Annotated in this window: 12 protein-coding genes and 1 pseudogene; 10 read left to right on the forward strand and 3 right to left on the reverse strand. The window is 71.0% G+C overall.

Annotated elements, in window-relative coordinates; genetic code table 11:
* Window positions 1–319: 319 nt before the first annotated feature.
* The 6 genes from ssd (at window position 320) to E1295_RS43925 (ending at window position 5,870) form a co-directional block, all read left to right on the forward strand.
* Entirely contained in the window at window positions 320–1,363 is a 1,044-nt protein-coding gene (gene ssd / locus E1295_RS43900; protein WP_132640629.1) for a septum site-determining protein Ssd, read from the forward strand.
* On the forward strand, window positions 1,360–2,520 hold the full coding sequence (locus E1295_RS43905) for a TadA family conjugal transfer-associated ATPase (protein WP_132640631.1): 1,161 nt from the start codon (window positions 1,360–1,362) through the stop codon (window positions 2,518–2,520). The genes ssd and E1295_RS43905 overlap by 4 nt, the downstream gene beginning before the upstream one ends.
* A complete protein-coding gene (locus E1295_RS43910; protein ID WP_132640633.1) occupies window positions 2,517–3,227 on the forward strand; it encodes a type II secretion system F family protein in 711 nt (236 codons plus the stop codon). Before E1295_RS43905 ends, E1295_RS43910 begins: the two co-directional genes overlap by 4 nt.
* A gap of 30 nt (window positions 3,228–3,257) precedes the next feature.
* Window positions 3,258–4,115 carry a type II secretion system F family protein gene (locus E1295_RS43915; protein WP_246081115.1) on the forward strand — a complete coding sequence of 286 codons (858 nt, stop codon included), beginning with the start codon at window positions 3,258–3,260 and terminating at the stop codon, window positions 4,113–4,115.
* Between the two features lie 256 nt (window positions 4,116–4,371).
* Window positions 4,372–4,695 (forward strand): YciI family protein, encoded by a 324-nt coding sequence (locus E1295_RS43920; protein WP_132335600.1) that lies wholly within the window; start codon window positions 4,372–4,374, stop codon window positions 4,693–4,695.
* Window positions 4,692–5,870, forward strand: coding sequence for an RNA polymerase sigma factor (locus E1295_RS43925; RefSeq protein ID WP_246081117.1), 1,179 nt, complete (start codon window positions 4,692–4,694; stop codon window positions 5,868–5,870). Before E1295_RS43920 ends, E1295_RS43925 begins: the two co-directional genes overlap by 4 nt.
* 231 nt (window positions 5,871–6,101) lie before the next feature.
* On the opposite strand, the gene E1295_RS43930 is transcribed toward E1295_RS43925, so the two are convergent.
* Together E1295_RS43930 and E1295_RS52305 are read right to left on the reverse strand one after the other, a co-directional pair.
* Window positions 6,102–6,653: a tyrosine-protein phosphatase gene (locus E1295_RS43930; RefSeq protein ID WP_246081119.1), complete on the reverse strand. Its 552-nt coding sequence runs from the start codon at window positions 6,651–6,653 to the stop codon at window positions 6,102–6,104.
* A 97-nt stretch (window positions 6,654–6,750) separates the two neighbouring features.
* A pseudogene (locus E1295_RS52305) lies at window positions 6,751–6,852 on the reverse strand (hypothetical protein); the annotation flags it as partial.
* 241 nt (window positions 6,853–7,093) lie between these two features.
* Between E1295_RS52305 and E1295_RS52310 the strand changes: the two are divergent.
* The 4 genes from E1295_RS52310 (at window position 7,094) to E1295_RS43950 (ending at window position 10,570) form a co-directional block, all read left to right on the forward strand.
* A complete protein-coding gene (locus E1295_RS52310; RefSeq protein ID WP_342775967.1) occupies window positions 7,094–7,660 on the forward strand; it encodes a DUF4244 domain-containing protein in 567 nt (188 codons plus the stop codon).
* 56 nt (window positions 7,661–7,716) lie between these two features.
* On the forward strand, window positions 7,717–8,052 hold the full coding sequence (locus E1295_RS43940; RefSeq protein WP_246064244.1) for a TadE family type IV pilus minor pilin: 336 nt from the start codon (window positions 7,717–7,719) through the stop codon (window positions 8,050–8,052).
* 16 nt (window positions 8,053–8,068) lie between these two features.
* Window positions 8,069–8,473 carry an Rv3654c family TadE-like protein gene (locus E1295_RS43945; protein ID WP_132640635.1) on the forward strand — a complete coding sequence of 135 codons (405 nt, stop codon included), beginning with the start codon at window positions 8,069–8,071 and terminating at the stop codon, window positions 8,471–8,473.
* A gap of 354 nt (window positions 8,474–8,827) precedes the next feature.
* Window positions 8,828–10,570, forward strand: coding sequence for an Ig-like domain-containing protein (locus E1295_RS43950; protein ID WP_132640637.1), 1,743 nt, complete (start codon window positions 8,828–8,830; stop codon window positions 10,568–10,570).
* Between the two features lie 305 nt (window positions 10,571–10,875).
* On the opposite strand, the gene E1295_RS43955 is transcribed toward E1295_RS43950, so the two are convergent.
* Window positions 10,876–12,619: Zn-binding domain-containing protein (locus tag E1295_RS43955; protein ID WP_246081121.1), on the reverse strand; the 1,744-nt coding region annotated here is incomplete at its 5' end.

Raw genomic sequence — 12,619 nt, forward strand, 5'->3', positions numbered from 1 at the left:
GGCGACCCCCGCTCTCCCCCCCGGCGGGGGTCGCCCCTTTTCCCACCACGCCCGGCCAGGACCCGCGCCGCCGGGACCCCGCACCAAGCCGCCGTCCCGCGCCACCACGCCGAGACCTGCGCCGTACTCCCGCCATCACTGGGCGCTTCGCCATCACCGGGTGCTCCGCCATCGACCCGTGCCAGACGCGAAGCCCGCGATGTTCGCCGTCCACAGCCTTCCTGGCTCCCGACGCCCTCATCCACAGAATCCCGTTCGCCCCGCCGCCGCCCGCGCCGCCTCCAGCAAGGTGGGCATCCAACCCACGCAGGAGGCCCAGATGCACCGTCCCCTGGTCATCACCGAAGACCACGCTCTGCTCGACGACCTGGTCCGCATCGCGGCCGCGGCCGGCGCCCAGCTCGACGTGGCCCATGTCCCCGCGCACGCCCGCCCTTACTGGAACCTCGCTCCGCTGATCGTGGTGGGCGCCGACCAGGCGGACGCGGTGGCCGCGGCCTCACCCCCGGCCCGAGACCAGATCCTGCTCGTGACACGAGATCCGGACGACCCCGATACCTGGCGCAAATGCGTCACCGTGGGCGCTCAGTCCGTCGTGACCCTGCCGGGCGACGAGCGGCACCTGGTGGAGCGGCTGGCCGACGCCATGGAGCCCGACCCCCGTTCCGGTGCGTTGATCTGCGTGCTCGGCGGGCGCGGCGGAGCGGGCGCCAGCGTGTTGTCGGCCTGCCTGGCCCTGCGCGCCTCGGGCGACCACCTCCGCACACTGCTGGTCGACGCCGACCCGCTGGGTGGCGGCATCGACGCGCTGCTCGGCCACGAAGAAGCACCGGGCGCACGCTGGGGAGACCTGGTGGCCAGGGAGGGCCGCATCAGCTCCAGCGCGCTGCAGGCCGCGCTGCCGTCGTTCGGCGACCTGGCGGTCCTCTCCTTCCACAGGGGCGAGGTGGGGGCGATCCCGGCTCAGGCCATGCGCTCGGTGCTCGAGGCGGGCAGGCGCGGCTTCGACCTGATCGTCGCCGACCTTCCCCGTCACCTCGACCCCGCTGCGATCGAAGCCCTCACCAGGGCGAAGACCACACTGGTCGTGGCCACGGCCGACGTGCGCGGCATCCTCTCGGCGGGCCAGGTGCTGGGCGAGGCCCGCAAGCACACCTCCGATCTGCGCGCGGTCCTCCGCCCGGGAGTTCTGGACGACGACATCGCCACCGGCTCGCTCGGCATCCCCACCGCCGGCAGCCTGCCCGACCAGCCGCGCCTCACCGCCACGCTCAACCGGGGCGAGTTGCCCAAGCTGGGCCCCCGCACCGTGCTCGGCGCCCTGTGTTCCGCGCTGCTCCGCGACCTGGTCCCGGCAGCATGACGTACGCGGTCTCGCCCGAGCTGGTGGAGGCGGTGCGCGTACGCCTGGCCCGCACGGGGGCCGAGCCCAGCGCCGCCCAGGTGGCGGTGGCGCTCCGTGCGGAGAAGTCCGTCTACGGCGACGCGGAGATCCTCGCGGTGGCCAGAGCGCTCTGCGCCGACCTGATAGGCGCGGGCCCGCTGGAGCCGCTCCTGGCACGCCCCGAGGTGACCGACGTCCTGGTCAACGGCCCACGGGAGGTGTGGATCGACGAGGGAGGCGGCCTGCGCCGCACGTCGGTCGCGTTCGCAGACGACGGGGCCGTACGCCGGTTGGCCCAGCGCCTCGCGTCCGCCGCCGGCAGGCGCCTCGACGACGCGTGCCCCCACGTCGACGCCCGGCTCGCGGGCGGCGTACGCCTCCACGCGGTGCTGCCTCCCGTGGCGTCCGGCGGCACCTGCATCTCGCTACGCCTGCCGCCCCGGCACACGTTCACCCTGTCCGACCTCGTCGCAGCCGGCACCATCACCCCACCCGCCATCCCGGTGTTGTCCGCCATGGTGACCGCCAGGCTCGCCTTCCTCGTGACCGGCGGCACCGGCACAGGAAAAACCACCCTGCTCAGCGGCCTGCTCTCCTTGGCCGACCCTGGGGAGCGCCTGCTGCTGGTGGAGGACTCGGCCGAGCTGCGTCCGGTCCACCCGCACGTTGTCCGCCTGGAAACCCGCCCGGCCAACCTGGAGGGCGCGGGCGGCGTGGGCCTGCGCGACCTCGTGCGTCAGGCGCTGCGGATGCGCCCCGACCGTTTGGTGGTCGGTGAAGTACGAGGAGCGGAGGTCGTGGATCTGCTGGCGGCCTTGAACACGGGGCACGAAGGCGGCTGCGGCACCCTGCACGCCAACACCGCGGCCGACGTGCCGCCCCGGATCGAGGCGCTGGGGTGCGCGGCGGGCCTGAGCAGGGAGGCCGTGCACAGTCAGCTGGCCGCCGCGCTCGACGCGGTCATACACCTGACCCGCGACCGCCCCGACGGGCGCCGGCGCATCGCCGAGATCTGCCTGCTCACCAGGACCCCGACCGGCCTCGTCGAGTCGATCCCCGCCCTGACCTTCGACGCCGACGGCCGCACTCACCTCGGCGCCGGCCACGACGCCCTGACCGGAAGGACTCTGCCATGAGCAGCGCGCTGATCGTCACCGTGGTGTGCACGGCCTGCGCCGTGTGGATGTGGACCGGCCCCGACGTCGCCACGACCCGGCTGAGCGGGCTCACCCGGGGCGGGGCGAGATCGCGGCGGCGTATGTTCGGCCGGCTGCTCACCCGTACCAGCCCTGCCCGCCGCGCCGACGCCTGGCACAGCGCGTCGATCGAGTTGTGCCAGGCATTGTCGGCCGAGCTGTCCGCCGGCCGCACTCCCGGAGAGGCCCTGACCAGGGCCCTGGCATCGGTCGACTTCCCAGACCCGCAGACCCTGCGCCCGGTCGTGGCCGCTGCGAGAGACGGCGGCGACGTCCCCGCGGCACTGACCGCAGCGGCCCCGCCGCAAGGAGGCGACGGCCTGCGCCGGCTGGCCGCCTGCTGGGAGGTGGGTGTCACGGTGGGGGCCGGCCTCTCGGCCCTGGTCGACCGGGTGGCGAGCACGTTACGCGCGGCACAGGCCCACCGCCAGGACGTCGCCGCGCAACTGGCCGGACCTCGCACGACGGCCAGGATGCTCGCCGCCCTCCCGGCCCTGGGCCTCCTCATGGCCGCGGCGCTCGGCATGCGCCCCCTCACCTTCCTGCTCGGCACCCTGCCGGGCCTGATGTGCCTGGTGACGGGGATCGCCCTCGACGCGTGCGGCCTGTGGTGGACCAACCGCATGGCCACCCAAGCCCAGGGCTGAGCCCTGTGCGCGACCGAATGGATTCCACCGATGTTCGCTCTGTTGTCCGCCCTGTGCGCGGGTCTGGCGGCGTGGTTGTGGCTGTCTCCGACCACCCCGGCCGGACGCCTGGCCCGGCTACGCCCTGCCCACCCTCGTCGCGAGAGCCACGCCGACGACCGAGTGGCCTGGCACGCGCATCCCGCGGGCGGGACGGAAGACCGACTGGCCTGGCATCCGCATCCCGCCGGCGAGACCGAAGAGCCACCGGCCTGGCTCGGCCCCTCCCACAACCGTCCGCGACGGATGACCCGCAAGACGGCCGTCACCGCGGCATGCGCGGGGCTGATGGCCACCCTCCTGTTCGGCGTCGGACCCATCGGAGTCGTCGCCGGGCTGCTGACGGCCGCCGCGGGGGCGGTGTTCCTGCACAGGAGAGAGCCGCAACAGGTACGGCAGGACCGCGAGCGGATGGCCGCCGACCTGCCGTTCGCCGCCGACCTGATGACCGCGTGCCTGATCGCCGGCCGCCCGGTGAGCGCCGCCACAGAGATCGCCGGCCGTACGGTCGGGGGTCCCCTCGGCAGGCGGCTCGGCTGGGTGAGCAGCAGGCTCCGCCTGGGCGCCGACCCGGAGACCACCTGGGCTGCCCTCGCAGGCGACCCTGCGATGGGCGGGCTCTGCCGGGCGATGGGACGGGCGGCTCAGAGCGGCGCGCCGGTGGCGGACGTCCTGACCCGCCTGGCCGACGACGCCCGGGAGGCGGCCAGGGCCGGATCCGTCGCCTCGGCCAGGCAGGTCGGCGTCAAGGCCGTGGCGCCGCTGGGGTTGTGCTTCCTGCCGGCGTTCGTCCTGCTCGGCATCATCCCGGTGGTCGTCGGGTTGGCGTCCACCATCGTCCTTCCATGACGTACATCTCCCGTCATGTCCGAGCCGCCACGTTCGCCATACCTGATGCACCGCGTCTGTCCACGAAGCTCCGTCCTGCCTTCCGCGACCTTCGCCTCACGCCGAATCCTGGTAAGACAGACCCACCAGGTCCACGCGATGACCCCGGCCGACATCGTGAATCCGGGAAGATTTTCCGTCGCGGTGTCGATGTCGCGGCTGCCCGATTGTCCTTTAGACGACCGTTCCGACGACGAGGAGGGTTCCGGTGAAATACATGCTGCTGATCAACCACGGCGACATGCCGTGGGACCAACTGACGGAGGACGAGCAGAAGGAGGTCGCCGCCGACTACGAGGCGGTCAGCCGGACGCCCGGGGTGACCCCAGGGGAGTGGCTGGAAGAGCCCGCTCTGGCAACCACCGTGCGGGTCGAGGGCGGCAGGACGTTGACGACGGACGGCCCGTTCGTGGAGATGAAGGAGTCGCTTGGCGGCTACCTGTTCTACGAGGCCGACGACCTCGACGCGGCGATCGCGCTGGCCGCGCGGATCCCGGCGGCACGGCTGGGCGGCGCGGTGGAGGTGCGCCCGCTGAAGTGACCGACGTGCTCGAACGAGTCTTTCGCGAGCAGTGGGGGCGCGTTCTCGCCCGGATGATCGGCCTCCTCGGCGACTTCGACCTCGCCGAGGAGGCCGCGCAGGAGGCGTTCGCCATCGCCGCCGCACGGTGGCCGCGTGATGGCGTCCCGGCCAACCCGGGCGCCTGGCTGGTGACGACCGCGCGCAACCGGGCGCTCAACCGCATCCGCCGCAACCGGACACTGGCCGACAGAACCCGCCTGCTCGCGGCCGAGCCGGCACGAGACGACCAAGGGGAGCAGGTGGCCGACGACGGGTTCGTGGACGAGCGGCTCAAGCTCATTTTCACGTGCTGCCATCCCGCGCTGTCCATGGCGGCGCAGGTGGCTCTGATCCTGCGGACGCTCGGCGGCCTGCGCACCGATGAGATCGCCCGCGCGTTGCTGGTGCCCAAGGCGACGATGGCGCAGCGATTGGTACGGGCGAAACGGAAGATCAAGGCTTCCGGCATCCCGTTCCGTGTTCCCGCCGATCACCTGTTGCCTGAGCGGCTGGCGACCGTGCTCGCGGTCATCTACCTGATCTTCAACGAGGGTTACAGCGGCCGCGGCGACCTCGCCGGCGAGGCCATCTGGCTCGGTCGCGCGCTGGTCGAGTTGTTGCCCGGCGAACCGGAAGCGCATGGACTGCTGGCAGTCATGTTGTTGCACGACTCCCGCCGCAGGGCGCGCTTCTCGGGTGACGACCTCGTACTCCTCGCCGAACAGGACCGCTCCCTCTGGGACCGCGCCCAGATCGACGAGGGGCGGGGTCTGCTCGCGCGTGCGCTGACACTCCACGGCCGCGGCCCGTACGTGATCCAGGCCGCGATCGCGTCGCTGCACACCGAGCAACCCACCGACTGGCCACAGATCGCCGCGTTGTACGGCGAACTCGCTCGGCTCACCGCCTCCCCGGTCGTCGAACTGAACCGCGCCATCGCCATCGCCGAGACCCATGGCCCCGAAGCAGGACTGGCACTCATCGACCGAATCGCCCTCGAGGATTTCCACTACCTGCACGCCGCGCGGGGCGAACTTCTCCGGCGCGCCGGCCACATCCTGGAAGCCCGCACCGCCTACGAACGCGCACTCACGCTTGCCCACAACTGCGCCGAACGACGTCTCCTCCAACGACGGCTCGCCGAGCTCACCTGACCGGGCGATGAGGCGAACCAAAGGCGCTCATGGTGGGCTCCGCCCGTCCCACCGGGTGAGCCGGACGCGACGACGGCTCGCCGCGCCGGTGGTTCTGTGCCGTGGGAGAAGGTACGGGCGCGTGTCGACCAGGGTCGCTCGCCCGGTGGCGGGCGCGTGCCGCGTCACACCGCCCCGTACGCCCTCCGACGTGCGACTTGGGGGTTCGTGTTCCCGGCCAGAGGCGGGTGCTCACTCCGGCTGGACGAGCCGGTCGCGTAGTGCGGCGACGTCGTTTTCACCGAGGCCGGCCGCCCGAAGGCGAGCCTCGACGTCGACGTCTTCCAGCACGCTGATCATGGCGTCTCGGGCGGTGGTGTTCTTCCTGGCCAGAATGTTCCGTATGACCTCCGTCTGGTCGTCGATCCCCACAGCGGCGAACAACGCGGGCAAACGGGCCGTACTGAGCTCATAGTCTGCGGCGATGTCGTCCGAGCCGGCTCCTGCGAGCGCCAGCAGCAGCATGACGACGAGGCCCGTACGATCCCTGCCGAGCCCGCAATGGACCAGCGCCCCTCCAGGCTGCGCACGCGCGACGGCGGTGACGGCGGCGGCGCAGTGCCGCGCCTTCCGGTCGAGGAACGGCCGGTAGTAGAGCGGCGCCCCGTCCAGCTCGTTCTCCCGCGGACAGGTCCAGAACGCCGTGTCGGCCACGTCGTCCAGCGGCACGTGCACGGTGGTCACGCATGCGGGCCGGTTCGGCGGGCCTGCCTGAAGCTCGTCGTCGTTCCGCAGGTCGACCACGGTCCGGACGCCATACTGCACGAGCGCCGACCAGCCGGCCGCCGTCCAGTCTCTCGGGGTTGTCCGAACGAACGATCGCGCCCGGCCGGATCACGCCGCCACCGGCCACCGGGATGCCGCCGAGATCGCGAACGTTGAAACATCCCTCCCAGTCGAGGTGCCGCTGGGTGGTCCTGCGCTCGTCGCCGGGAACCACCACGTTTCGGGTGCGCGCCTGCAATCGCTCATGTCGTCTGAGACGCGTTCAACACGGGCGTCGTTCATCAACGAGGTCGGCCATCTCCCACCTACCGCGCCCTACGCAGAACCAGTTGTCCACAGGTCAACCTCAAAGCGGCCCTTATCCACAGAACCGCGCTCGGTCCACTGACCGCAGAGCCCTTTCGGCGACCCTTGGACTCCCGCCGGACAAGACCCCGGCTCCGACACCTGGAGGCCCGATGCAAGGTTCCACCCTCAGCCCGGCCACGACCGCGCCACGCCCCCACACGCCGCCGGGAGCCCACCCGGCCTGCAGCACCCCGGCCACCGACACACCTCTGACCAGCCACACCGCCGTCCCCACGCCGACCAGCCCACCAACGCCGACCGCTCCGACGCCGACCGCTCCGACGCCGACCGCTCCGACGCCGACCGCTCCGACGACGCCCGCAGGCACGAAGGTGGACACCTCACCGGTGCCCGCCGGTATGGACCCGAACACCCCGCCGACGCCCGTCAACGCCCCTTCGGACACCCAGCCGAGGCCCGCCGACACCGCACCGGGTGACTCGCCGGCCACCTCCGGCGGGGAAGGCGCCGGAGCGGGCTCGTGGTGGCGATCCAACCGATGGCTTCACTACGCACTGGCCAACCGCGAACGAGGAATGTCCACGGCCGAATACGCGGTGGGCACCATTGCGGCCTGCGCCTTCGCCGCGCTCCTGTTCAAGGTCGTGAGCAGTCCTGAAGTGCAGGAGATGTTGTCCTCCCTCATCGACCGGGCACTCAAGACGACCGGCAAATGAGCCGCCGCCTCGGGCGGATCACTGTGGGCGGGAGACGGTCGGCATCGCGGGGCTCGGTGACGGCCGAGACCGCCGCGATGTTGCCCGCTCTCATGGTCGTCCTGGCTGCCGCGCTGTGGGCCGTCCAAGCCGTCGGCGTCCAGCTCGAATGCGTGGACGCTGCACGCGCGGCCGCCAGGGCGGCGGCCAGGGGCGAACCATTGAGCCAGGTCCGCGACCGCGCCCGGTCGGCCACCCATGCCGACGCGCGGATCACGGTGTCCCGTGACGTCGATCTGACCAAGGTGCAGATCACCGTCGAGGTGCGCCCGGCGTGGGGCGGGTCGCTGCCCGCCGTCCAGGTGTCCGCCACGGCCACGGCCGACACCGAACCACGCCTGTCAGTCCCCTGAGCAGAGCCATGCCGGCATGAGACCGGCCATCGCCGAGGAGGAGAAGTTGAAGCGCGACAAGGAACGCGGCTCCGCCACGCTGTGGGGTGTCGCCCTCATGGGTCTCCTGATGGCCGTCGCCACGGCGCTGGCCGCTGTGGGCTCCGTACGCGTGGCCGGCCACCGGGTCGGCAGCGCCGCCGACCTCAGCGCGCTGGCGGCGGCCGAGATGGCGTTGACCGACCCGGAGGGCGCCTGCTTGCGGGCGTCGGCCATCGCTGCACGGAACGGTGCGAAACTGACCCGCTGCGAGATCCGGGACGAGGTCGCCGACGTCTGGACCACGATGTCGATCTCCCTGCCGATCGCCGGCACCCGAACTCTGACCGGCAGATCCCGTGCGGGCCCCGCGACGGTGACCCTGGCAGGCTCTCCGACGTAACTGATGGGATGACCTGCCCTGACTTAGATGGTGAGTCCTGATTCTTGCTATTTGCACAAATATGCGCGAGTGAACAAAAGGGCGAAGTCGCCGAAAGTGGCGAGTGTGGCTTACGGGTGCAATGTCGCGATCCCGTTACGACTTCTTAGACGCAGTGTCCAAGAGTTGAGCATTTCCCGTAAGGTCCCGCTTACCCTCGGTTCATGCCATATGCGGCAGGGCGTCTGTGACAGCTCTGACGAAGTCGCTAGGGTGCGGCCCGGGGGCGGTCGGTGACCGTATCGGCCGGGCGGACTGCACTTCCGGTCGTCGCGTGAACGCCCCAAAGGGCGGTCGGGCGACGCGAGGCTCTCGATGGAGGGAAGCGTCGTGACGGTAGTCGGCAAAGTGGTGGCCGCAGGAGCGATCGTGGTGTTGTCCGTCGCGCTGACCGGGTCCGCGCAGGCCGCCTCCGCGGCCTGGCAGGCCGACACGTCCGGGCAGATCACCTCGCCCGCCGACGGTCAGGTGGTCTCCGGCTCGACGGTCACTGTTTCCGCCAGTACGGGAATGATCCAGCTCAGCATGGGCCTGTACGTCGAAGGCCCGTCCACCCCCAGCCAGAAGGTCGCCGGAGGCGGTGCCAACCAGACGCTCTCCGGCACGTTCGACGCCGGGGCCGCCCCCAATGGCCCTTTCACGGTGACCCTCAAGGGAGAACTCACCGGGAGGGTGTACGCCACCAGCACCTTCAAGCTGCGCAGGCCCGCCCAGACTCCCGGCAACGTGAACGTGGCCCGGCAGGGCACCGACAAGGTCCTCGTCACCTGGTCCAAGGGGGCCGAGCCCGATCTGCAGTCCTACGAGGTCTCCAACACGCTGACGGGCATCGTCGGGAGGCTGCCCGCCGACGGTGCCTGCGAGGGCACCTCCTGCAGGGCGGCGCTCGCGGTGCCCGCCAAGGCGGAAGGGCAGCGGGTGGGGTTCACTGTCAAGGCTTTCAGGGGTGATGGAGAAGGGGGCTCGATCGGGTCGGATCCGTCGGGCGCCGCCTACCTCGCCATCCCCGCCAAGCCCACCGCCAAGTCGAAGAAGACCGCCACGAAGACGCCGAAGAACCGAGATGCCAAGAACGTCGACGCGCTGCCGACCCTGCCCGCCAAGAGACAGGCACTGCCGGTGGACCAGCCGTCCCGTAAGCCCACAACCACCAAGCTGCCCGACATTCCCGACACCGACGTTGACGGAAACCTGCCCATCCCGACAGCCGACGACGATTCGGGCGGTCTCGTCCCGTCCGGAGGTAGGGACGGCACGGACACCGCGCCCGTGACCGCCGGCGACGTGAGAGCCCATTCAAGCGCGTCGCCGCTGGGGAACATCGGACAGTACGGCTTCTATGTGGCTGTCGGTCTCCTTCTGCTGCTGCTCGGCGCGCACGCGGGCGCGTGGGCGCGGCGGCGAGCCCTTGCCGGGGCAGGGGCGGCATCCGGTGCCACGTCGGTGCCTGCCGGGGCGGCCACACGTGCTGGCCAGGCCTCGGCCGCAGGCGGTGTGCATGGCTCACATGGCGCGCATGGCTCGTACGTCGCGCACGGCCCGCAGGGCTCACTGGGCGATGACACCGTCCCGCCGTCTGCCGCGGTGCCGCTCCGGCGGCGGCCCACGGTGATTCTGGCCGTGGCGAAGACGCGCGTACCCGAGAAATCCCGAACAGAGCAGCCCAAGGAACACCAGCAGCCGTCGAAGGACGCGCTCGGGGAAAAGCCCGCCGCGTTCCCCACTTCTGAGCCGGCGCGCAAGGAGATCTCGGTCCAGATCGAGGTGGACGACGATTGGGGCGTTCGCGACACGGATGGCGCCCGGCAGGGGCCCAAGCGGATCGCGCTGCCCAGTTCGGCCGTGACGGACGTTCCCGAGGGCTCGGCCTCCATCAACCCGCCCGCCGCCCGTATCGAAGAACACTGGGACGATTACCTTCCTCCGTCGCCCAGAGCCATGGAGGACAGCGGGTTCTGGGAACGCCCCCAGTCGGGATCAGCGGATTTCTGGGCCGCCGACGACGATGAGAACGAACGTGTTTTCGCTGGTCGCAGACACAGAGGTGGCGACAGTTAACGCCACTTGAGTCGTGTGGCGTAACTGGGGGACGCGCGTCAGGGGTGTGCTCGGCTCTGTCGGCCTGCGGGTGCCGCTGTCAGTAACACCGGGTAACCGCAGATCCGATTCACAGGTCGGCAACCACCCCAGATGCACCCACAGGCCGTACCAGCACCCCACCCGCCGATGCGACTCACAGGCCCTACCAGGGACTCGCCTGTCAACACGACCCACAGGCCGTACCACGATCGGGCTTCCGCGAGCCGTGTGGTTGTGAGAGCGCGATGAGGGGTCGCCGTGAAGGAGTCTCTGCACCGACCGGTCTATTCGGACAGCAGGGTGTCGAGGAGGCGGATCGCGCCTCGTTTGTCCAGGGGTTCGTTGCCGTTGCCGCACTTCGGCGACTGGATGCAGGAGGGGCAGCCACGTTCACATTCGCAGGAGGTGATGGCTTCGCGTGTCGCCGTCAGCCAGTCCGTCGCCCGGGCGTAGCCGCGTTCCGCGAAGCCCGCTCCGCCCTCGTGGCCGTCGTACACGAAGACTGTGAGCAGGCCCGTGTCGGCGTGAAGTTCGGTGGAGACGCCGCCGATGTCCCAGCGGTCGCAGGTGGCGAACAGGGGCAGCAGTCCGATCGAGGCATGCTCGGCGGCGTGGGCGGCTCCGCCGAGGTCGATTCCGGCCTCGGCGAGCGGGGCGATCGCGGACGCGGGGAGCGTCCACCAGACCGCACGGGTGCGAAGGGTGCGAGGTGGCAGGTCGAGGGGCTCGTCGCCGAGCATCTCGCCCGACTGGAGGCGCCTTTTGAGGTACGAGACGACCTGCCGGGTCACCTCCACCTCGCCGAAGTGCAGCGTGCCTGGGCCGAGGGTGTGGGAACGCCGGGTGCCGAGGACGGAGATGTCGGTGATGTCCCGGGCGAACGTGGTGTAGTCGGGGTTTGCGCTGGAAACGAGGGCGACCCCGGCCTCCAGGTCGAGGAGTTCGACGATGAAGGTCTCGCCCTGGTGGAGGTAGACAGCGCCGGTGTGCACCGCGGTGTGGGCGGAAGGCTCGTCCACGCTGCCCAGGAGACGGCCGGTCGACGACTCCACGACCTGGATGGGGGCGCCTCCACCGCCGCGGATGTCGGCGAGGTCGGTGGCGCGTTCGCGCCGGGTCCAGAACCATCCCGCCGGGCGCCTCCTGAGCAGATTCTTGTCGACCAGGTCATCGAGGACGGCCGAGGTGGTGTCGCCGAAGACGGGCAGATCGTCCTCGGAGAGCGGGATCTCGGCGGCGGCGGCGCAGAGGTGCGGGCCCAGCACGTACGGATTGTCCGGATCGAGGACGATCGCCTCCACGGGCCGGCCGAACAGGGCATCGGGGTGGTGCACCAGGTAGGTGTCGAGAGGGTCGTCCCTGGCGATCAGTACGGCGAGCGCGTCCCTGCCGTCCCGGCCCGCCCGGCCCGCCTGCTGCCAGAGCGAGGCCCGGGTGCCCGGCCAGCCGGCGATCAGCACGGCGTCGAGCCCGGAGACGTCCACGCCGAGTTCGAGGGCGTTCGTGGTGGCCAGGCCCATGATCGTGCCCGCCCGGAGTGCCTTCTCGAGCAGCCGGCGGTCCTCGGCCAGATAACCGGCCCGGTAGGCGGCGATCTTGTCCGGGAGTGTGGCCCAGTCGGAGGGGTCCGGGATCGACCAGCTGAGCGAACCCTCCTCCGCCCCACCGCCGTCCCCGGGATTCTCGGAGGCGCTCGGTACAGGGGCGTGGTGGTCGGGTGTGATCGGTGTGGTCGCGCGGCCGCCGGGTCCGCCGGGTGCCTGAGGTGTTTTGTCGGGTCCGCCGAGCGCGCCGGGTTTCTCGTGTCCGCTGGGTGTGCTGGGTCTCTCAGGTTCGCCGGGTGTGTGGGGTGGGACGAGTGTGCTGGGTCTGCCGGGTCTATCGAGACCGTCGGGTGTGCTGGGTGTGTCGGGTGTGCCGGGTGTGCCGGGGTCTTCGGGTCCGTGTGCTGTGTCGGGGTCGTTGGGCGTGCGGGTGCCGCGGGCGTCCGGTGTGTGAACTGCGGCGAGGGTGTGGGGGGTGCCGGGG

Origin of the sequence: Nonomuraea mesophila (assembly GCF_004352805.1) — a bacterium.
In the GTDB taxonomy this organism is placed as follows: domain Bacteria; phylum Actinomycetota; class Actinomycetes; order Streptosporangiales; family Streptosporangiaceae; genus Nonomuraea; species Nonomuraea longispora.